The organism is Phormidium sp. FACHB-592, assembly GCF_014695795.1.
In the GTDB taxonomy this organism is placed as follows: Bacteria; Cyanobacteriota; Cyanobacteriia; order Leptolyngbyales; family Leptolyngbyaceae; genus Stenomitos.
Window position 1 is genome coordinate 133,319 of record NZ_JACJOZ010000044.1, and the last position, 21,869, is coordinate 155,187.

Annotated in this window: 17 protein-coding genes; 12 read left to right on the forward strand and 5 right to left on the reverse strand. The window is 50.8% G+C overall.

Annotated elements, in window-relative coordinates; genetic code table 11:
- Positions 1-274: 274 nt before the first annotated feature.
- Positions 275-1,138: a 3-deoxy-7-phosphoheptulonate synthase gene (gene aroF, locus H6F86_RS11745; RefSeq protein WP_190448779.1), complete on the forward strand. Its 864-nt coding sequence runs from the start codon at positions 275-277 to the stop codon at positions 1,136-1,138.
- A gap of 212 nt (positions 1,139-1,350) precedes the next feature.
- Complete coding sequence (locus H6F86_RS11750; protein WP_190448780.1) at positions 1,351-1,722, forward strand: hypothetical protein; 372 nt, start codon at positions 1,351-1,353, stop codon at positions 1,720-1,722.
- 187 nt (positions 1,723-1,909) lie between these two features.
- Here the strand turns inward: H6F86_RS11750 and rpsD are convergent, their stop codons facing one another.
- Positions 1,910-2,518 (reverse strand): 30S ribosomal protein S4, encoded by a 609-nt coding sequence (rpsD, locus tag H6F86_RS11755; protein WP_190448781.1) that lies wholly within the window; start codon positions 2,516-2,518, stop codon positions 1,910-1,912.
- Between the two features lie 110 nt (positions 2,519-2,628).
- Positions 2,629-2,871, reverse strand: a complete 243-nt coding sequence (locus H6F86_RS11760) for a YkvA family protein (RefSeq protein WP_190448782.1) — start codon at positions 2,869-2,871, stop codon at positions 2,629-2,631.
- 213 nt (positions 2,872-3,084) lie between these two features.
- Here H6F86_RS11760 and H6F86_RS11765 point away from each other — a divergent pair, with 213 nt between their 5' ends.
- The 6 genes from H6F86_RS11765 to H6F86_RS11790 all read left to right on the forward strand — a co-directional run bounded on the left by H6F86_RS11765 (position 3,085) and on the right by H6F86_RS11790 (position 12,200).
- Positions 3,085-7,116 carry a hydantoinase B/oxoprolinase family protein gene (locus H6F86_RS11765; protein ID WP_190448783.1) on the forward strand — a complete coding sequence of 1,344 codons (4,032 nt, stop codon included), beginning with the start codon at positions 3,085-3,087 and terminating at the stop codon, positions 7,114-7,116.
- A 162-nt stretch (positions 7,117-7,278) separates the two neighbouring features.
- Positions 7,279-7,755, forward strand: a complete 477-nt coding sequence (locus H6F86_RS32195; protein WP_206756031.1) for a MarR family transcriptional regulator — start codon at positions 7,279-7,281, stop codon at positions 7,753-7,755.
- 159 nt (positions 7,756-7,914) lie between these two features.
- Positions 7,915-8,262 carry a hypothetical protein gene (locus H6F86_RS11775; protein ID WP_190448784.1) on the forward strand — a complete coding sequence of 116 codons (348 nt, stop codon included), beginning with the start codon at positions 7,915-7,917 and terminating at the stop codon, positions 8,260-8,262.
- Complete coding sequence (locus tag H6F86_RS11780) at positions 8,259-8,975, forward strand: class I SAM-dependent methyltransferase (protein WP_190448785.1); 717 nt, start codon at positions 8,259-8,261, stop codon at positions 8,973-8,975. The genes H6F86_RS11775 and H6F86_RS11780 overlap by 4 nt, the downstream gene beginning before the upstream one ends.
- A gap of 354 nt (positions 8,976-9,329) precedes the next feature.
- Positions 9,330-10,298 carry a HetZ-related protein 2 gene (locus tag H6F86_RS11785; protein ID WP_199322279.1) on the forward strand — a complete coding sequence of 323 codons (969 nt, stop codon included), beginning with the start codon at positions 9,330-9,332 and terminating at the stop codon, positions 10,296-10,298.
- A 414-nt stretch (positions 10,299-10,712) separates the two neighbouring features.
- Positions 10,713-12,200: a hypothetical protein gene (locus H6F86_RS11790; protein ID WP_190448786.1), complete on the forward strand. Its 1,488-nt coding sequence runs from the start codon at positions 10,713-10,715 to the stop codon at positions 12,198-12,200.
- A 101-nt stretch (positions 12,201-12,301) separates the two neighbouring features.
- Here H6F86_RS11790 and nrtS read toward each other — a convergent pair whose 3' ends face one another.
- A complete protein-coding gene (gene nrtS / locus H6F86_RS11795) occupies positions 12,302-12,580 on the reverse strand; it encodes a nitrate/nitrite transporter NrtS (protein ID WP_190448787.1) in 279 nt (92 codons plus the stop codon).
- A gap of 23 nt (positions 12,581-12,603) precedes the next feature.
- The gene (locus H6F86_RS11800) at positions 12,604-13,491 is read right to left on the reverse strand and encodes a PhzF family phenazine biosynthesis protein (protein WP_190448788.1); all 888 of its coding nucleotides are present in this window, start codon (positions 13,489-13,491) and stop codon (positions 12,604-12,606) included.
- A 608-nt stretch (positions 13,492-14,099) separates the two neighbouring features.
- Between H6F86_RS11800 and H6F86_RS32800 the strand changes: the two genes are divergently transcribed.
- From H6F86_RS32800 to H6F86_RS11810, 3 genes are all read left to right on the forward strand, one after another.
- Positions 14,100-14,231: a hypothetical protein gene (locus H6F86_RS32800; protein ID WP_277881264.1), complete on the forward strand. Its 132-nt coding sequence runs from the start codon at positions 14,100-14,102 to the stop codon at positions 14,229-14,231.
- Positions 14,232-14,372: 141 nt separating this feature from the next.
- A complete protein-coding gene (locus H6F86_RS11805) occupies positions 14,373-15,356 on the forward strand; it encodes an alpha-ketoacid dehydrogenase subunit beta (protein WP_190448789.1) in 984 nt (327 codons plus the stop codon).
- A gap of 149 nt (positions 15,357-15,505) precedes the next feature.
- The gene (locus H6F86_RS11810; RefSeq protein ID WP_206756032.1) at positions 15,506-16,000 is read left to right on the forward strand and encodes an NINE protein; all 495 of its coding nucleotides are present in this window, start codon (positions 15,506-15,508) and stop codon (positions 15,998-16,000) included.
- Between the two features lie 191 nt (positions 16,001-16,191).
- On the opposite strand, the gene H6F86_RS11815 is transcribed toward H6F86_RS11810, so the two are convergent.
- Positions 16,192-19,344 (reverse strand): MFS transporter, encoded by a 3,153-nt coding sequence (locus tag H6F86_RS11815; RefSeq protein WP_190448791.1) that lies wholly within the window; start codon positions 19,342-19,344, stop codon positions 16,192-16,194.
- A gap of 652 nt (positions 19,345-19,996) precedes the next feature.
- Between H6F86_RS11815 and H6F86_RS11820 the strand changes: the two genes are divergently transcribed.
- A complete protein-coding gene (locus tag H6F86_RS11820) occupies positions 19,997-21,811 on the forward strand; it encodes an ABC transporter ATP-binding protein (protein ID WP_190448792.1) in 1,815 nt (604 codons plus the stop codon).
- Positions 21,812-21,869: the final 58 nt, after the last annotated feature.

Below are 21,869 nucleotides of genomic sequence, written 5' to 3' on the forward strand. Positions count from 1 at the left end.
GAGCCGAACGTGTCCAGGTGAACCGCAGAGCTGACTCTGCGGTTTTTTAGTTTTAAGGTGTCACCAGAATCAGGTTTGTTATCGAGCGAAGAGAGCGGAAACAATGGCAGCGCTAATGAGTTGGTTTTACGGCTTTTACTTTTGGACCAGGCACTGTTCCGGGTAAAGTCTGTTGCGCCTTCGTTCGTACAGCCCGGAACCCAGAGGTTCCGGGCTTTTTGTTTGCACAAGTGCAAATCCCACCCGTCAAAATACACAGCTAAGGAGTAAGTTCATGTTGGATGCCCGGTTAGTCACGAAGTCTCATCCCGACCATCGCACCGTTATTCAGTTGTCTGAACAAGTAGCGATCGGTGGCAGCAATGTCATCATCATTGGTGGTCCCTGTACGGTGGAGAGTGCCGAGCAGATGGAGCAAGTTGCCAGCCAGCTTTCAGTGGCTCCCATTCATGCCCTGCGGGGAGGTGTGTACAAACCACGCACCTCCCCGTATTCGTTTCAGGGCATGGGTGTGGACGGGCTGCGAATCCTGGCAGAGGCACGATCGCGCTACGGTATGCCTGTAGTGACAGAGGTAATGTCGATCGCCCAAATTGCTCCTGTTGTTGCCTATGCCGATATGCTGCAAATTGGCAGCCGCAATATGCAAAACTTCGAGTTGTTAAAGGCGCTGGGGCAAGCAGGCAAGCCGATCCTGCTGAAGCGGGGACTCTCAGCAACCATAGAAGAGTTTGTGATGGCAGCGGAATACATCATGGCGCATGGCAATCCCAATGTGGTGTTGTGCGAACGTGGCATCCGTAGCTTCGACACCTACACTCGTAATGTGCTGGATTTAGGTGCGGTGGTTGCACTCCGTCAGTTAACTCATTTGCCTGTCATCGTAGACCCTAGCCATGCCACCGGTAAGCGTGAACTGATTGCTGACCTGGCACGAGCCGCTGTTGCTTGCGGAGCCGATGGTCTGATTATTGAATGTCATCCTGAGCCTGATCAGTCTGTATCAGATGCACGTCAGGCGCTTTCGTTAGAAGCAATGGTGTCTCTCGTGCAGAGCTTGGAGCCGATCGCGCGGGCGATCGGGCGCACCTTGAGCAAAGACAGCGTTGCAGACTCAAAGCAATTGGTGATGGCTTAATTTGGAGTGCGGCGATCGTGTCTTCAGCAAGCAAAATCATTTGGTTTTTATACCGTTTGTTTGATGATCGCAGGCACGATCGCACCGTTCGTCATTACCGACACTGCTCACTAACACCGCTGCTTGCTACCATTTGCCTTAACCTAAGCCTATAGGGGCGAAGAGCCAAAAAGGTGTAGGGTAAGAACAAAACTTTATCGCTTTTATTCTGTATGTCTTCCTTTCCCGAACCACCATACGTACTGTTAGTAGCTGGGCTGTTTTTTAGCCTGGTTTCTGGAGCTGCCTTCGAGTCCATTTTGAAAAAAGCTGTACAAGATTGGTCTAAAAATAGATCGACCCGTACGTTAGCAACGTTGCAAGGCTTTCAGCTCTTTTTACCCTTTGTGGGCATTGCTTTAGGCATTTGTTTGTTTTTGTCGTCTGGGATGGAAGTCTTTGGTTTTACCACTCAACTGTCTTACGCGATCGCCCTACCGCTTACTATTCTCATTGGCTGGCTCATCTGGTCACAACTGGGCAAGATCTTGATGCAGCTAGAGCAGGGTGGATCGCAAGCATTAGACCTTGACTCCTGGGGGTAAAGCTTCAAAAACCGAGAGTATGAAAAAACAGGAAGCTTGTGTGAGACCCGTAGCTACTAGCCAGAGGCTCCTGTTTCTCACTTTTCCTCATCATCACTAAAAAAAGCCTCCTGACTGACGGGTTCAGGAGGCTTTATTTATTGTTTTAATGCCGCGGTAAAACTAATGAACGAAAAACAGCCGAATTCTATGCTTGTCGTGAGTAGTACTCAACCACCAGCAGTTCGTTGATTTGGAGGGCAACCCACTCGCGATCGATAACGCTATTCACCTTACCAACGAGCTTGTTTTTGTCAAACTCTAGATGGCTCGGTAGATTAGCCAAACCAGGGTATTGCAGGTTCGTTTCGACGATTTTGCGCGAACGATCTTGATCCTTCACACCAATGACTTCGCCAGGACGACATTGGTAGCTAGGAATATCGACAACGCGACCGTTAACGGTAACGTGCCCGTGGTTCACTAGTTGACGCGCACCAGGGATGGTCGGAGCCATGCCCAGGCGAAAAATGGTGTTATCCAGACGCATTTCCAGCAGTTGCAGCAAGGTTTGCCCCGTGGAACCAGCGGCTCGACGCGCTTTTCGCACGTAGCGCAACAGTTGTCGTTCGGTAATCCCGTAGTTGAAGCGGAGCTTTTGTTTTTCTTCCAACCGGACCGCATACTCAGAACGCTTTTTGCGGTTTTGACCATGCTGACCGGGTGGGTATGCACGTCTGGGTGCTTTGCGAGTCAACCCAGGCAGATCTCCCAGCCGACGCACAATCCGCAGTCGTGGACCTCGATATCGCGACATCTAACTTCCTCTAAATTCGTCTAAAAGTTTTAGCAAGAACATCTAGTATATGCTCTGACGATTCCAACTTTAAAGAAAAATGTTGCGTTTTTTTGAGCGTTACCTAACAATTAAGCAGATTTTTGGGTTTTAGACGACTTGATGCGATCGAGCAAAAGCTGTGAAACTTCGGTCGCAAAGAGGGTTACAAGGACTGCATCATCAATTTCACCAAGAAACGGAATGAAGTCTGGCAAAAAATCGAGCGGGCTGAGGACATAGATTGCCGTAGCAGCCATAATCCACCAGCGGTATTTAGGGTTGGCGATGAGCTGACGATACCAGTTGTAAACAGAGTGGAGTGGGAAAGACATGAGCTAAGCCTTGCGATTACAGCTTTAATCATCGCAAGCTTGACGCGGCTATTAGCGATTTTTTGCTAGGGATAACCGAAGCGCTTTTGGGGTAGGAAGTACGATGGGGTACGTTCTGTAATCGTTAGCCTGCTGAGACTACGCCTTGCCAATAGCAGCAGCCATCGATCGCTGCCACAATAGGTCTAAGCAAAGACACTGCAAGGATCTGGGATGGCGACTCATACTGACGCACGTTGGCAATTCTGGATCGATCGAGGTGGCACATTTACCGATATTGTGGCGCGCCAACCAGACGGTAGCCTGACAGTACACAAACTGCTATCCGAAAACCCCGAACGCTATCGCGATGCGTCCATGCAGGGCATTCGAGACATTCTGGGGATCGCTAGCAATGCGCCGCTTCCGACTAAGCAGATTGCCGCGATCAAGATGGGCACAACCGTTGCTACTAATGCCTTGTTGGAACGGAAGGGCGATCGCGTCGTGCTTGTTATCACCAAAGGCTTTCGTGATGCCTTACGGATTGGCTACCAGAACCGTCCCAAAATTTTTGCGCGGCACATTGTTCTGCCCGAAATGCTGTACGAACGAGTGATTGAAGTTGAAGAACGCTACAGCGCTCAAGGTGAAGCGTTAGTGCCGCTTAATAAAACTGCCGAAGCACACCTCACTACTTCTTTAACAGAGGCATATACAGAGGGCATTCGGGCCTGCGCGATCGTTTTTATGCACGGCTACCGCTACCCCAACCATGAACAAAAAGCTGCCGCGATCGCACGAGCGATCGGCTTCACCCAGGTTTCTGTTTCCCATGAGGTCAGCCCCTTAATGAAGCTCATCAGCCGGGGGGATACCACTGTTGTTGATGCCTACCTATCTCCCATTTTACGACGCTATGTAGAGCAGGTGAGCGAGGAATTGGGAGGGAGTGGGGAGTGGGGAGTGGGGAGTGGGGGAGCAGGGGAAGCCGGGGGCGTAAGAGAGTCAGGGGGAACAGAGGGAGAGGGGGAACCGCAGAGATGTGAAGACGTAGAGGGAGCAGGAAAACTCAAAACTTCATCCCTCATCCACACTCCCCAACTCCTATTCATGCAGTCCAATGGGGGCTTAACAGATGCTCGATCGTTTCAGGGCAAGGACAGCATCTTGTCAGGTCCCGCTGGCGGCATTGTGGGAGCGGTGCAAACGAGCAAACTTGCTGGGCTGGAGAAAATCATCAGCTTTGATATGGGCGGCACGTCTACCGATGTCGCTCACTACGCGGGCGAATATGAGCGGGAATTTGAAACCGAAGTAGCAGGTGTGCGGCTGCGGGCACCGATGATGGCGATTCACACTGTAGCCGCAGGTGGCGGATCGCTGTTGCACTTTGATGGGTCACGCTATCGGGTGGGACCAGAGTCGGCAGGCGCAAATCCGGGTCCTGCCTGCTACCGCAAAGGAGGCGCACTGACGGTAACGGACTGCAACGTGATGTTAGGCAATCTCCAGCCAGAGTTTTTCCCAAAAGTGTTTGGGGCGGCTGGTGATTTACCACTTGATAGCGCCGTGGTACAGCAGAAATTTAGCGACCTGGCAGCAACCATTCAGTTTGCAACAGGTAACGTGCAAAAGCCTGAACAGGTGGCTCAGGGCTTCTTAGCGATCGCCGTCGAAAAAATGGCAAGCGCCATCAAAAAAATCTCTGTCCAGCGTGGCTATGACGTGAGTGAGTACACCCTCTGCTGTTTTGGTGGAGCCGGAGGACAGCATGCCTGCGCGATCGCAGACACTTTGGGGATGAAGCAGGTCTTTTTGCATCCGTTTGCGGGCGTTTTATCAGCTTATGGCATGGGCTTGGCAGATGTGCGCGTAATGCGCGAACGGGCGATCGAAGCACCTTTAAACCAAACGTTACTACCAGAGCTTGAACGTACCCTTGCAACTCTCATAGCAGACGCAAAAGCCGAACTGCTCCAGCAGGGCATTCTGGAAGCGCAGATGCACGTGCTACCCAAAGCTCTTTTACGCTATCAAGGCACGGACTCGGCGCTGATCGTCAATTTTGGTGATGGCAACGCGATGACTGCCGCTTTTGAACACGCACATCGCCAGCGCTACGGCTTTATTGCTGAAAGTAAGGCGTTGATTGTCGAAGCCGTGTCCGTAGAGGCGATCGGCACAACTAATACGATCGACGAACCCATCATTACCGAAACTCGCACGACACCGCTAGAGCCGATCGTCATCGTCCAAACCTATAGTGCCAATGCTTGGCAGGCAACTCCCGTGTTTCAGCGCGAACATTTGCTGCCGAGCGATCGCATCCCTGGTCCTGCACTTATCATCGAGCCCACAGGCACCAATGTCATTACACCTGGATGGCAGGCGGAGCTAACAGAGCGAAAGCATCTGATTTTACAGAAGTTAGAAGTCAGGAGCCAGGGGGCAGAAGTAGAGGTGCAGAGGGAGCTAGGGGGGGAGCAGAGGGAGACCGAAGATGGAGAACTCAAAACTTCTAACTCAAAACTTCTAACTCAAAACGCTCTCTCTTCACCCCACTCCTCACTCCCCACTCCCCATTCCCCCGATCCCGTCCTGCTCGAAATCTTTAACCATCTGTTTATGGCGATCGCTGAGCAGATGGGCTTCACGCTGCAAAACACCAGCTATTCCGTCAACATCAAAGAGCGCCTCGACTTCTCCTGCGCTGTATTTGATCAGCACGGACAGTTGGTTGCCAATGCGCCCCATATCCCAGTGCATCTTGGCTCCATGAGCGAAAGCGTCCAATCGCTTATTACCACCTACGGCAGCACGCTAAAGCCAGGGGATGTCTATGTCCTCAACAACCCCTATAACGGGGGGACACACTTGCCCGACATAACGGTTATTACGCCAGTGTTTGAGAGGGGAGAGGAGGCAGAAGGCAGGAGGCAGGAGGCAGAAGCAGGGGAGCAGGAAAATGGAGAGCTTAGAACTCAAAACTCAAAACTCTCTAGCGAAGCGGCACAACGCGCTACTCAAAACTCTCCCCCTACACCTCACTCCCCACTCCCTGCTCCACTCTTCTTTGTTGCATCGCGTGGACATCATGCTGATATTGGTGGTATTTCGCCTGGATCGATGCCGCCTAACAGTACGTCGATCGTGCAAGAAGGCATCCTGATCGACAATTTTCAACTGGTGGATCAGGGACAGTTCCGAGAGTCAGAGTTGCTGTCATTGTTGACGAAGGGCGATTACCCGGTACGTAATCCGGCGCAAAATGTGGCGGATTTGCAGGCTCAAATTGCGGCTAACGAACGTGGTGTGCAGGAACTCCACAAAATGGTGCAGCATTATGGCTTAGAGACGGTGCAGGCTTATATGCAGCACGTTCAAGACAATGCTGAAGAGTCGGTACGCCGGGTCATTGATGTGTTGACGGATGGCAGCTTTACTTACGTGATGGATGATGGCAGTCAAATTGCGGTCACGGTGATGATCGATCGCCCTACCCGCAGTGCCACGATCGACTTCACAGGCACCTCACCCCAGCAGCCCAACAACTTTAACGCTCCGGTTGCTGTCTGCAAAGCGGCTGTACTCTATGTGTTTCGCAGTCTGGTCGATGACGATATTCCGCTCAATGCAGGCTGTCTCAAACCCTTAAACATTATTATTCCTGACGGCTGTATGCTCAATCCTCGCTATCCAGCGGCAGTCGTGGCAGGTAATGTAGAAACCTCGCAAGTTGTCACCGATGCGCTGTATGGAGCATTAAATGTCATGGCAGCGTCACAGGGGACAATGAACAACTTCACCTTTGGTAATCAGCGCTACCAATATTACGAAACGATCTGCGGTGGTTCGGGTGCGGGGGCAACGTTTGACGGCACGGATGCGGTTCAGACACATATGACCAACTCTCGCCTCACCGATCCAGAAGTGTTGGAATGGCGCTTTCCAGTGCAGTTGGAAGACTTTACGATCCGTTCTGATAGCGGTGGAGAGGGTTCGCATCGAGGTGGAAATGGCGTGATTCGCCGCATTCGCTTTCGTGAGGTGATGACCGCCGCTATTCTGTCTGGGCATCGTCTGGTAGCACCATTTGGTTTAGCAGGTGGAGCCGCTGGAGCCGTGGGACGCAACTGGGTGGAAAGAGCCGATCGCACGATCGAACCTTTAGGCAGCAAAGCAGAAGTCATTATGCAACCCGGCGATACCTTTGTGATTGAAACCCCTGGCGGAGGCGGTTATGGGTCGCCCTTGCTTGAGTGAAAATGCTGACACAGTTGCCCTGACAATGTCTTTACTAAGATCAAAGATCGATTGTTTGTTTGAATTAGTACTGTCTGTGTAATACTATAAGTGTATGTGTACTATCAACTTTTAGACTGTTTCATAAAGTTGACTGACGAACGCTTTTTTAGAGGTGATACGGTGACGCAAGCAAACATTCAAGGTAAGGCAGAGTCACAAACAGCTACACGGCAGGCTGCCAAAGAACCATTTTTGCCAGTCGTGCGAGAGTTGGCGCGGGCGTTTCAAGCGTTTAGTGCTTACGATGAAGAGCATATCCGGCAACTGGGCTTAACGGCACCGCAGTTTGATGTGATCAGCACGCTGGGCAATACGCCTGGAATGACAATGGGGCAACTGGCTGAAAAAACGCTAGTCACAAAAGGCACGCTAACCGGCATTATCGATCGCCTAGAGCGCAAAGGCTTGGTGCGTCGTGAAGTACCACCAGAAAACCGCCGCTGCTTCATGATTGTGCTAACGAGTGAAGGCGATCGCACGTTCGAGGAAACCTTTCCGGCTCACATGGCTCACCTTAAGGAACGCTTTAGCAAGTTAAGTGAACAAGAGCTAGAAGACATCCGTCTGTCTCTTAAAAAGCTGCGAGAGGTGTTCTAGAGTATCACGGTCAAACGCCGACAGCATGATAGCTTGTCAGGTATCCAGCCATACAACCACATTTCTTTCATTTCTCCGTAATCGGGTGCGATCGCTTGCATAACTGACTCAACATACTACACTTGTATTACGACCATCCATAGTATTAGGAGTCCCGTCATGCATACACTGACCCGCACCGCCACAACCGACATGGAAGTCACCAGCATTCGACTGGAGCGGGAGTTAAAAGAAAAACTCAAAGAGCTTTCTGGCAACCAGGGCTATCAGGCACTCATACGCGACGTACTCTGGCAGTATGTGCAGCAAAAGTCGGGAACCTATTCGCCTCAGGCGCTCCCCACCATTCGCGCTACCGTCGCAGCGATCGCTCAGCAAGAAGAACGATGTGTCCTTACAGGTAATTTGATCCAGCCAAATGAATCAATGCTTTTGGGGCTGACCACTACGGGGGGCATGGTACCCCTCAGCACCAACAGTTTGGCTTCGGACCGCACGCAAGCATGAGAACTGATCAAATTTGGCAAAACCGCACGGTGGCGGAAAGTTTTTTGACGGGCGTACGGGGCGCAATTCCCTTCGCTACAGAGCAGATCGATATTGCCCTACGTGTGCTGGATCAGTTGGAACCGCCCATGCGTCGGGTTGCTGACTTGGGCTGTGGTGATGGGGCGATCGCCTATGCGATCCTGACCCATTACCCAGAGGCACACGTCACGGCGATCGACTTTTCGCCACCGATGCTAGAGCAGGCAAGGCAGCGGCTGCAACCTTTTGGCAAACGGGTAGACGTTGTACAGGCAGACCTTTACACACCAGACTGGCAAAACAGTCTAGAACCGTTCGATGCGGTGTTGTCAGGTTACTGTATTCACCACTTGCCGAACGATCGCAAACAGGCACTCTATCGTGAGATCTTTCACCTGTTGCGATCGGGTGGCGGCTTCCTCCAGATCGAACACGTTGCCTCTGCGACACCCTGGGTTGAAGCGTTATTTAACGACACGCTGGTAGAGGCAATCTATCAATGGCATCAGGCGCAAGGCGACCCGCGATCGCGGGAAGAAATTGGGCAAACGTTTGTCTACCGTGAGGACAAAAAGGCAAACATTCTGGTGCCTGTTGACGTGCAGTGCGAGTGGCTACGGGCGATCGGCTTCCAGCAGGTAGACTGTTTCTTTAAGTTTTTTGAACTAGCAGTCTTTGGTGGCATCCGTTAACCTGAACGTTGTCATTCCAGTTCTCAATATCAACTCGCTTGCCGAGGAGAGTTTTGAGTTAAGGCTCCGATGACTAGATTTCATCGTCTCTCTGGTGTGTTGCGGTGAGAGCAGGCGATCGCTTAGGCAAAACTCATCGTGGCAAAACTCATCGTTTAGAATGCTGAACTTTGGAATGCGGTCAGTACAATGCTAGTGATGCCGTTAAGCGCTACCTTTGGGTCGGCGCTCGGTAACCAGTCAGCCAACCCCAGTTTTCTGAAGTTGGCAACCTAGATTAACCATTGTGGGTGAGTGCGCTAAGTAGGGGGTGTAAGGCACACTCTTTGAAGAGGGCGTTTAGGGACGACTGGGATGACAACCTCAATGGTATTGACTGAAACGATGGTATTGGCTGAAGTAATCGCAACCGATTGGCGATCGCGCTTAGAGACAGACATCCCAGGTCATAGCGCTGCGACTCGTGAGAGCATTGTACGCTGGCTAATGGGCGAGAATCTAGCGCGGTTTGACGACCTTACGCCCACAGCACGACACATTGCAGAGCAGGCAATGGACTACCGCTATCGGATTTTGCGGCAGCGCTATCTCGATTTTGGACCCGAACGCGCGTACAAAAGTCTGATTCAACGGTTGAGCAGCCTGTTTCTCATTCGCAACAAAATTCGCACTTGGATTGCGCTCTCGCGCGATCGTCAGCGCACTGTCGTTGATGTGCTGCAAGAAATCATTCAAGAACTGCTGCAAACCGACTCATATATGCAGCAGCAAATTCTTTGGATCTCCAAATGTACGACCGATGCGCGGTTGCGAAATGCTCTGCTGCTGGCAAGCACTGAGGAATACTGCCTGCGTCCCATCCGCAATCAACCACTGTTGTCGTACCGCTTTGTTAACTACCTGCGTCGATCGCAGCGAGGTGGCATGACCCAAGTGCCCGCGCAAGAGTTCATCCGTTTGGTTTCCGAAGAAATCTCACCTGATGATGCTGAAGGTTCCGTCAGCCTGCTCGACTCGCAAGCTGTTTCCCAATATCAGGATGCCCAAGCCGTACAAGAGCAACAGGAATTACGCGCCGCTGTTTCCCAAAACTTTGAGGCGTACCTGAGCGAGAAGCTGGGTGATACTGCGGCGGCATGGTTGCGGCTCTATCTACAAGGACGATCGCAAGAAGCGATCGCCGAAGCGCTAGATATGCCTGTGCGTCAAGTCTACCGTCTACGTGAAAAGATCAACTACCATGCTGTACGCGTCTTCGCCTCTAAAACAGAACAAGAGCTTGTTGTCGCCTGGTTAGGCAATGCGCCGGAGTCGGGTCGCTAGTATGCTAGAGCAACGGGTTTATCAGTAAAAGGTGTTTTTATCCAGTAACTCTATAGACCCCTTGCTAGCCAGCAATCGGTGCAACTGCCAGCCTGCAAACGTGAGCCTAGAGCCTGAGCCTGTAGGTCTGAGCTTGTACGCCTGGGCTTACAAATCTAAGCAGTCCCTTAGCTGTAAAATGCGACAGAATAAGAAGGAAGGGTAATTTACAGCCTGTAGCTACATAAAGTACGCCGTCTCAACTTTAAAGACAGCCAGGACGGGAAGCGTTTCCACGGTTGACCACCGCTGTTTAAACGAGTCCGTTTGGGCGATCGATGATGCATGAACATCGGCTCAGCATTTGCAATAGGCTAAGTTTTAGACATCACTTCACAGACTTGAATCAGGGTGAACCGGAGCGACTAGGCGATCATGCTTGGCATCTATGCTCATTGGCTCTACGTCTGCGATTTCACACATTACCAGCAGCACAAACAGGCTCAGATCACTCTTATGGTGTCTTCACAGGGCGACCAAATTGAAGCACAGACAGCAGCTATGAAGGACTTTGTGGCTTCAGCAAAGCCTAAAGTAGATTGGACAACTCAGGTCGATGCCGAACAAGTATTTCGTCTGGTTGACAGCATCCTTCCCTTTGAGGCGTGTCTTTACCACCAACTACTGCCGCTCTCGCTAGAAGGCAGCCGTCTCAAGCTGGGCATGGTTAACTTGGACGATGCCGCAGCGCTAGATTATGTCCGCCGCATTTTGGCGTATATGAACTGTTCGCTCGCGCCGCAAACGCTTTCGACCGATGTGCATCATGCCGTGCTTTCTGCCTATCTAAGCTACACGGGCAGTCAAAAACAGCCGAGCAGACCCAAAGGTATTACACGCGCGATCGCTCAACATACCGGGCAACGGCTCACTCAGGACGCAACCAAAAAGGGCGCACCGAGAGCAAGCGACACGACGTTAGACCCAACGCCTCCCGTTCAGGATCAAAACTCTCACCCAACGTTGCTGGTCGATAGCCCGGAAGACCTCAATGCCCTGGTTAGAGAATCTGTGGCTTCGCCGCCTCTAGTCTTACCGGCTTTGGATCGTACAGAGGTATCGGTGCAACCGCCAGCAACCATCTTGGAACCTACCCCTGAGATTGCCTCAGATGAGCGACCAGAGGCTCTGCCCAATGATGATAAGCGTCTGCACGAAACCCTGATCCTGTCAGACGATCGCCCGCTTGCTAACCCACTGCCAGCCATGCCGAGCGTTGGTGATGCGTTGCCGTTGCTGGCAGTCGAGCCAAAGCATCTTTCAGAACCCGTTACCGCTCTGGCAGCTTTACCACCCTCAGAACTGCTGGTAGAACTCTTGGGTCGGCTGCTTGTGGGTGGCATTGGGCGACTCTATTTTGAACGACAGTCCCAGCATGGGCGTATCCTTTGGAGCCAGGATGGAGTTTTGCAGTCCGTATTGGAAGCGCTGCCCCTGGATGTGATTCAGGGCGTTGTGAACGAGCTAAAGCTACTAACGCATCTGCCGTTGCTGCCAGTCCAAAAGCCCAAACAGGTTGAAATTGAACGGCTTTATCAAAAACAACGCTTACTGCTGCGGCTCCGTGTCATGCCAGGAACGCATGGAGAAGAAGCAACCGTACAAGTGTTACGAGGCGCAGCACTTAAGTTTTACCAGCAGCAACAGCTCGCTAGCTTGAGCCGCGATGCCCTCACGATCGCCCAGAACCTTCAGCACAAAGTGACCGAAATTCGCGCGCGCACGCGCTTTTATCCTGCACTTGACTCCGAGCAACTGAGCGTTCTACCTGCACTGGGTCAGATTATCAAAAACGTTGAGCAACAGCTTGACGCACTGAAGGCGCTTTATGCGGCCCAAGCAGAGGCAGAGAAAAACAAGTGAATTGAGCTAACTAAGACCATTGAGGCACTTACCAGCGATCGCCTGCTAGATCTCTACGTCCCTAAGCGCCATGTACGAAACCAGAGGATGAGACTGAAACCTTAGTGGGTGGATCGCGCGCTTTTGACATTACCTGACAGGGGGCTTTGCTCCTTCAGCTTGTAGCGGTAGCTGTACTGACCATAAACATTCACCAGGTATGGCATAGCGTACGTTGCAAGGACAGAGAGCCAGCGTTCCTGGTTCATTTCTCCTCGCACCAGTGCGCCGCCGTGATTAATCACAAAGAGCAGAGAGCCAACAAAAACAGCCGTCTTGAAACCTGTAGCCACAAATTCTGCGTCAAACAGGCTGGCAATATAGCCTCTCACTAATTGCATTAATGAATGCACTCCAAACGTCGTTACACAAATTTGCCTCGAGCTACTAAAATGACACGACCGCCAACCGAAACTTGTATCTGGGCTGCCGTTTTTGTGGCTTTGAGTAGTAGAAGCGATGGTCTTCCAATTTCGTAGCCCTGCTCAACGCGAAGATCAATCGACGGCTGACCTAAATAAGAGTGTTGCACTAAGTACCCTGCCAAACAGCCATTCGCGCTACCAGTTGCCGGGTCTTCAGGAATGCCTAGCGAGTCAGCAAAGACGCGCACGCTTAGATGATTGTCAGGGCTGTAGGTTTCTGGGCAAAAGACCAGTATTTCTTTTGCTTGCGTATGTTCAATGAAAGCAAAGTAACGGTCTTTGTTTACCCTAGCTTGCTTCAATGCCTGATGGGTTTTAAGCGGCACAATGATAAAAGGAACGCCTGTTGAAACTGCTTGAATAGGGAAGCGAGTATCAATATCGGTCAAGGCAAGATTAAGGATAGGCGCGATCGTCTCTGCTGCAAACATATCAGCAAAAACAGACGATCGCTGCTCCATCCACAGCACATCAGCCAGCCCATTTTTGTAAAGGATGCTGACAGGAATTTGACCAACTTTAAGGTTGAGTGCGATCGTCTCAACAGGCTTCTGGACAATTTCTTGCTGCAAGATGAACGCGGTTCCCAAAGTTGGATGTCCAGCAAAGGGCAGCTCTTGATTGGGTGTAAAAATTCGCACATCATACCCATTCGATCGCAGCTCGGATGACAGAATGAACGTTGTTTCTGAATAGTTCATCTCCTTAGCAACCTGTTGCATTTCTACCGCGGACAACGCTTCGGCACCCGTAAAAACTGCTAGCTGGTTTCCGGCATACTTCGTTTCGGCAAACACATCAACGATGTAAAAGGATAAACATGACATGGCTTTATAGGTTCGATAGTATTTGTGTGCAAATTACAGTCTTTTTAGACGCAGGTTCGATCTACTTATTTTGTAATAATTAAAGTAATTGCTGGCAGATTTACACTTGCAAAAACAGTCTTTTATGCCATTCTTGCTGATAAGTTTCTCTAGATCGAAACACCTTTTTCTAATAAGGAAACGTCAAGTCACCTGTTTCTTAGAGAAAAATCACGCCGAGGTGATGTTTTGAATCACGTTTTTCCTCTTGAAGAAGTTTCATATTAATACCTATGTTTACAAAAGGGATGCCCCCGATATGCAACTTCTATCTCACACACAAGAAACACAACCCGTTGATGCTCTTCGTCATGAATCTACGGCTTCGAGACCTGCATGTAAACCACAAATGGCAATGATTTGGATCACTGAGTCAATTGGCGATCGCACCCGTCTTTTTGCGCGCTGGACGATACAAGACTAAAGGCACTAACTTTACCCACTGCAATCGGAGAATCCCCTAAGCAATTACAGCTCAGGGGATTTTTTATTGGCTAGCTTTTTCAACAATCTTGCCGATTTTCTTACCGCCACCCGAAGGAAGGAGTAGACGTTGACTGGTGAGCAAAATGGTTAGACTAATTGGTACGGGACTGCTTGCAATGGGTGTCGCGATCGTACTGGTCAATCCAATGCTGGTGCAGATGTGGGTAGCGGCGATCGTGCTGGGGCTATTGTCGCACTGGGTCGCTCAAAACTGACATTGCGTGCAGGAGAATGGATAGTTGAGAGCCGATTGCTGAAAGCTGACGGCAAGAGCTGACGGTTGAAAGCTGACGGCTAAAAGCTAAACGCCCCAAGATTCTTGTAAAATCACAGACGTGCCGCAATGAGAGGAACTAATGGCAGAGACACTTTTCTTTAATGCCCTGCGCGAAGCGATCGACGAAGAAATGGAGCGCGACCAGACCGTCATGGTGATGGGGGAAGACGTGGGGCATTACGGCGGTTCTTATAAAGTGACGAAGGATTTACACAAGAAGTACGGTGATTTGCGGTTGCTAGATACACCGATCGCCGAAAACAGCTTTACCGGAATGGCTGTCGGAGCCGCTATGACAGGCTTACGTCCGATTATTGAAGGCATGAACATGGGGTTCTTGCTGCTGGCATTTAACCAGATTGCGAACAATGCTGGGATGCTGCGCTATACCTCCGGCGGCAATTTCAAGATTCCAATGGTGATTCGTGGTCCCGGTGGTGTGGGTCGGCAGTTGGGCGCAGAGCATTCGCAGCGGTTAGAAACTTACTTTCAGGCAGTACCAGGACTCAAAATTGTGGCGTGTTCCACTCCTTACAACGCTAAAGGGCTGCTGAAGTCCGCAATCCGTGACAACAATCCGGTGCTGTTTTTTGAACACGTCCTGCTGTACAACCTGAAGGAAGATTTACCAGAGGAAGAGTATTTGTTGCCCTTAGACAAGGCAGAAGTAGTGCGATCGGGCAAAGATGTCACTATCATCACCTACTCTCGGATGCGGCATCATGTCATGCAGGCAGTCAAGACACTGGAAAAGGACGGCTACGATCCCGAAGTCATTGACCTGCTCTCACTGAAGCCGTTGGACTTTGACACGATCGGCGCATCCATTCGCAAAACCCATCGTGTGATCATTGTGGAAGAAGCCATGCGAACAGGCGGCATTGCGGCTGAAGTCATTGCATCCATTAACGATCGACTATTTGACGAACTGGATGCTCCCGTTTTGCGGCTCTCGTCTCAGGATATTCCCACACCATATAATGGCGGTCTAGAAAACCTGACGATCGTGCAGCCCCAGCAAATTGTTGAAGCGGTTCAAAAAATGGTTGCGCTCAAAGTTTAGTTGCGGCTATATAGCTTGAGTCAGCTTCTAGACTTAGCTTGTAGAGACCATCAAGGCTTAACCAAATCACACTTAAATTAGTTTCACTTCCGGTTTGGGCACCCTCAAGACAAAGAGTTGGTCAAGGACTAAGGAGTACTATGCATAAAGTGAATTCAAGTACCGCATATGTTTTGTGGTTCTTATGGCTCTTTGGGCTTGGCGGTGCTCAGAGACTCTACACCGGACACATTGGTAGTGGCTTGATCTATCTCTTTACGTGGGGTCTGTTTGGTTTTGGTCAAGTAATTGATTTGGCACTGATCCCTGGCATGGTTGAGAAGCGTAATGCCTCTCTGCGGGGGCTGTACAGCGGAACCTCGACCCCTAAACACTCCATCACGTTGAACATTGGTGACATTCCCCTATTTGAACCGTTACAAGCCGCACAGCCATCCTCTTCATCCTCAGTCAGCCCAATGCACAAATTGCTCAAAGCCGCTAAGGCGAATGGTGGGCAGTTGTCGCTAGCGCAAGCCGCTATGCATACTGAGTTAGCACCAGATCAGGTCAAAGAGTTGCTTCAAGAGGCAGTAAGGGTTGGCTACGCTGAGATTACTAACGATTCAAATACTGGGGCGATCCGTTATTACTTCGATGTGTAACGTTTGCCGCTCGCATAATTCTGTTTTCTGACGACGCATAGCAGTCAAAGAGAACGTTAGGACAGACATAAACTTTGAAACGTCCTTTTAGTAAGGGCTTCTATTCATCCTTTTGCTATATCTACAAAACTAGCCATAAAAAAAGCCTCTCCAAAGAGAGGCAGTTGGTGTGAGCTTTTGAGACTTTGTAGTTAGCCGACTGCAAGCGCTCCAGCTAATGCCGAAGCACCAGCCGAGACAAGTGCGGTAGCAAACAACCACCAGGACGCACTGGCAGCCGCTTTTTGAGTTTCCTTCACCTGTTTCTGCGCTTGATATTTAACTTCGTCCAAGCGTCGTTGTGCCTCACCTTGCAGACGTTCTGCCCGACGCAAGACGCTAGAACGTGCATCTTCAACCTGATCAATCACACGGTTTACCTGCTCTTCGGAAATGTCTTCACGAGAGCTAAGTACGGCTACCAATGTGTCGCGGTTAAAGCTGCCGAGTCGATCGCGCATCGCTTCAAAGCCAGCCTGAGGATCGTAGAACATCGTACGGACATCGCGCTTGATGCCATCGTAGTTAAGTTCGGGGCGATCAAGAGCGTTCAAGTAATCTCGAATGCGTGCCATGATGCCGTCGATGACAGACTGGAGACGGTTCTGGATCTTTTGAATTTGAGCCGTCACCTGCTCACGCACCGCTAGCACCTGATCGACCACTCGCTCGGCTTCTGCTTCGGTCATGTCTTTGCGTTGTGACAACAGCGCTATAACAGTTGCACGATCGACATGGGACAGGCGCTCGCCCAAGTTGCTGGCTCCAGCACGGGGATCGTTAAACAGCAATTGCAGGTCGCGTTTGATGCCCTCAGGATTGAGTTCTTCCTTATTTGTATTGAGCAAGTAACCTTCCACATTAGTCTGGAAGTCCTGTACACGCCGTTTAGTGCGCGATGCCAAGCGACGAGGCGAACGAACGATACGACGAATCGCTTCCTGCACCTGGTCAATATACTGGTTGACTTGGGCTTCCGTGAGATCGCCGCGCTGACTGAGTAGTTGCACCAGCGTTTCGCGATCGACCTGAGAAAGACGTTGCCGTAGGGCAGCTGTGCCTTGCTTCGGATCATCCAGCAGCGTTTTCAAGTCTCGCTGAATGCCATCAGGGTCAAGCTCCGACAGATTAGTGCGGCGCAGGTAATCAGCGATCGCTGTACTCACCTGGTCATACTGATCCTTCGCCTTAGTTGCCACAATTTGCGGTGCATGCATGACGCTGTAGCGTACCTCGTCAAGCTGCCCGACAATGCGATTGGCTTCCTCTGGAGTGATGTCCTGCCGCTGAGCAAGGAGCTGCACAAGAGTATCTCGATCGATGTGACGGAGGCGTTCGCGTAGCGCAGACGAGCCTGCTTGCGGATCGTCCAGCAAGAGCCGGAAATCGCGTTTGATGCCTTCAGGGCTGAGTTCTGCCTTGTTGGTGTTCCGTAAGTATGTTTCAACGCGATCCCGGACTGCCAGCGCCTCTCCTTTCACTCGCTCTTGGGTTTCACGAGCGGACGACAGCACATTGTCACGAGTGCTTTCAAGCTGACTGACAATGCGCTCAGCTTCTGCCGGTGTCATATCCTGCCGTTGGGCAAGCACCGATACTAGCGTATTGCGATCGAATTGGCTCAAACGGCTTTGCAGGGCATCAAACCCAGCCTCACGATCGTCTAGCAACAACCGGAAATCGCGCTCGATGCCTTGAGGATTGAGTTCCTCTTTGCCAGTCGATCGCAGGTAGTTTTCCACCCGACTCCGCGTATCGCTTGCTTGCTCCTGAGCCGCTGCCGCCCGTACCGTACTTAAGACGGACAGACGAATGGCTTCAAGCTGCTCCGCAATTTCTGCCACTCTGGATGGTGTCAGGTCACTACGTTGCGTTAGCACCTCAACAAAGTAGGCGCGATCTAACTCTTCTAGTTGCCGTTGCACCGTTACAGGGTCAGCTTCGGGATCATAGATCGCATCCGTAAACTCGGTTTGCAGCGTTTCGCGGTTGAAGTGCCAGTAATAGGTGTTCAACAGATAGTTTTCAACATCCGCTTTGATGGTGTTGAAAGACTGTCCTGGCACTTTCTGAGCCAGTTGCTTCGTCGTGTCGCTAACTTTGTCCTTCGCGGTTTGGAGCTGACCCAGAATTTTTTCTACGTTCAGATCGGACAAATCGCCGCGTCCCATGACTGTGCCCATCAGAGAGGTGAAGGCAAACTGGAGCGCTTGATTCATTGGACCGCTTCCCTGCTTGGGTGCTTGCCCAAGTTGTCCTGACTGCACCAGGTTTCGTTGTGAACGGACTTCTTCAGTCAGGCGATCGAGTTTGGCGTTCAGTTCACTTGAGTTGATGGCATCAGGCTGAGTAGAGCGAAGGTATTCCACCAACTCTGACGTTGAATCTCGCTTCTGAAATTGGTTGACAACAGCTTGCCAAACCGATTCGAGTTGACCGACAAGGCGCTCAACATCCCGCCGAGACAGGTCAGTGCGACTGCTCACCAGATTCATGAAAGTGCCGCGATCGATGCTCCGCAGACGATCGGCAACCTCTACTGGAGAGCCCGTGCCCGCAAGCTCTTTCAACTCTGGATCGTTAACCAGTTTCTCAAATTCACTGCGAATCTTGGACATATCCAGCCCTGCGGGACGCAAGTTGTCTAGATAGTCTTCGATCGAATCGCGCACGCTGGCTGGGTCAAGCCCTGAGCCCAATTCTCGACGCACAGCAGCGGCAGCAGCTTCTGCGGTAGCAACAACCTGATTGTTGACAGCTTTTGCACCAAGCGCCGCTGTTGCCGTACCAAAGACTGCTTGAAACCCAGAAACCGCAGTACTCACGACTGAACCAGCCAGAGAGCCAACGGTCATGGAACTAAACAAAACTAGTAAGACGAAATAAGCGCCCCAAATGACAACGCCAATGATCGCGCCTAAGCCAGCACTGTTAATTAAACTAAGCTTTACTGCCAGCAGGCACGCCAAAAACAGCGCTACAGTCACCGTTAGCAGTGTCCATATGCCTACGGCTGTACCAATTTTCTTGACTGTACCACCCAGGCTACCTGATTCATGGCTATCAGAATCAGAATCGGACGATCGCCCAAGATACGAAATGCCTGCTGCAACCGAAAGATTTGTTAACAATAATTGAAACGCGAAGGCTAAAACCAAGCCTGCGATCAACGCAATAAAAAATTGTGGACCTGAAAAAACCAATGCTGCCTCTTCAGGCGTGTTGACTCCCCCATCCACAGGTACTTGCGCTACCCATAGCGGGGGGCGACTTAGCCCCAGTATCGTATCCAAATCATTCACCATACATATGTCCCCATGAAAGCTCAACTCAAGCAGCCTGTAGTGAATAGAGAGTTGATAAGCCTTTTGAGTGGAATCAGTTCTCTAGTTGTTGCCACAATGGCTGAGTCCACGCTGTCTTTCATCTCTCTGGAGTGTGAAGCGATCGCTCCTGCAGGGATTAAATGGCTATAAAGGGGCGTTTTGCGGGTATTTAGAGCAGCTACTCCTTCTTCCAATCACTAGCTAGTGGATAAGACCACACGTCTTGCTGACGAATTAGGGCGACTAGCTTACTGCCAACAATCTTTTTCTGCATCAGGAATTTTGCCAAGCGAACCTGTTTGTATTACAATACTACTTCTGTAGTGCCAATCAATTTTGTAGTACTAACCAAGACTTCATGCTGTGCCTCTTAGAAGCGTACTGCGCGTCGCATGTGACAAAGCAAGCATCTGCATTTCTAGCAAGGAAACCTTCCTATAGCAGTTGAAGAGAACGTCAAGACAGACATAAACCTTGAAACTTCCCTTGAGCAAAGGCTTCGATTCATCCCTCATTCCCCATCCCTCATCTCTCATCCTTTTGCTATAGCAGAGCTACTGCTGACCGCTACAAACCAGACCGAATCGGTTACACCGCTCGACAAACTGCATCGATCGTTTTAGGAGGAATCATGGCGAAATTTCAAGACATTGTTCGCTATTACCACAGGTATTGGCGGATCTCCGTCTTTAGCATTGCAATGATGAGCGCCTTTGAAGTCATTGATTTATTTGGACCTTACGCGATCGGGCAAATTCTGAATGTGTTGTCTAATCAAGCGCTTGATCCACCTGTACAAAACTTGATTGCAGGCGTTGCTAGAGCAACAGGGCAACCGCAAAGTCAGACGCTCTCGCTGCTTGTGCTGTTAGCGCTGATTGGCATCGTTTCGGTTGGTCGGGCACCCATTCAACCCTGGTTGGGTTCGTGGTTTCAATGGGATACTGCCTTTCGCGCCCGTCGGGATTATGCTCAAAAAGCGCTGGAAAAAGTGCTGACCTTACCGCTAGAGTTCTATGACGAAAACAATCCGGGACGCATTGCCGCACGGGTTGCCAAAGGTCTGGCGAACCATACCTGGACGTATCCCGAAATCACAGGGCAGCTCCTACCCAAGTTTTTTCGCATTGTGGGTATTGTCACAGTCATCGGGCTGATTGATTGGCGTATTGCGATCGTCGTCCTCTTCTCGTTCATTGGCATTCTCAGCTTTAGCCTGTCTGGTTTGACCCGGTTGACCCAACAGGAGACAACGCTCGATCGCTATACCGAAGACACCGAAAGCCGCAACTCTGAAATCATCACCAACATTAAAACGGTAAAAGCCTTTGCGACGGAAGCACAAGAGCTGACTCGCCAGCGACAGCGGTTTGGTCGCGAGTTTAAGGTGCTGGATTATCGCATCCACAAAGGTTACGTCATGCTGGGTATGTATGAGCGTACGATCGTCCAAAGCTGTGTGTTCTTGGTGCTAATTTTCACGCTGATAGCAGCAGCGCGGGGCGAAATTTCGCTAGGGCATTTTGTCACCATCCTGACAGTCTCTAGCATGGCGTATGCCGAGGTCGAGCCGATTAGCCAACTAGCAGAAGTCTTTGCCCGTCGCTATGCCTCTATGATTCGGTTTCACGAATTTATGCAGCTTCCAGACGGCAAGGATGCAGGTAGCTTGGTGCGAGACAAAAATGCAGAACCGTACCAGTTCACAGGCAAAGTGGAATTTTCGCACTTAACCTTTGGATATGACCCAGACCGCCCAGTGTTGAAAGATATCAACCTGCTTATCGAACCGTATCAAACCGTGGCACTCGTTGGGCGATCGGGTTCCGGTAAATCCACCCTGGTCAAGCTCCTGTTCCGTTACTTTGAGCCAAACAGCGGCGGTATCTTGATGGATGGACTTGATGTACGTCGCCTGGATGTAACGAGTTACCGCAAACGACTGGCGATCGTTCACCAGGAAGTGGATATCTTTAACGGGACGCTGCTAGATAACCTCGTTTACGGCAATCCCAGCGCGACTATTCAGCAAGTCCATGAAGCCTGTCGCATTGCTCAAGCAGATGACTTTATCCGCAGTATGCCCAAAGGTTACGCCACGATCGTTGGGGAAAGAGGCGTGCGGCTCTCTGGTGGTCAGCGGCAGCGCATTGGCATTGCCCGCGCCTTGATTATGGAGCCGGATGTACTGATCTTTGACGAAGCTACATCCAGTCTGGATTACGAGTCGGAACGATCAATTCAACTTGCCATGCGTGCCATCCTTGGCACCCGCACGCTGATCATCATTGCCCACCGTCTCAGCACCGTTCGCGAGGCAGACAAAATCGTGGTTTTAGAAAACGGTCATATTGTCGAAGTCGGCAACCACGACGAACTTCTCAATAGAGAAGGTATCTACCGCCGCCTCCACGCCTTACAGGAAACAGGCGAACTGCTAGCTTAATCATCTGCGTTAGGGGTGGGCATCATGTCTACCCCTTTTGTTCAGGAGCAAAGACATT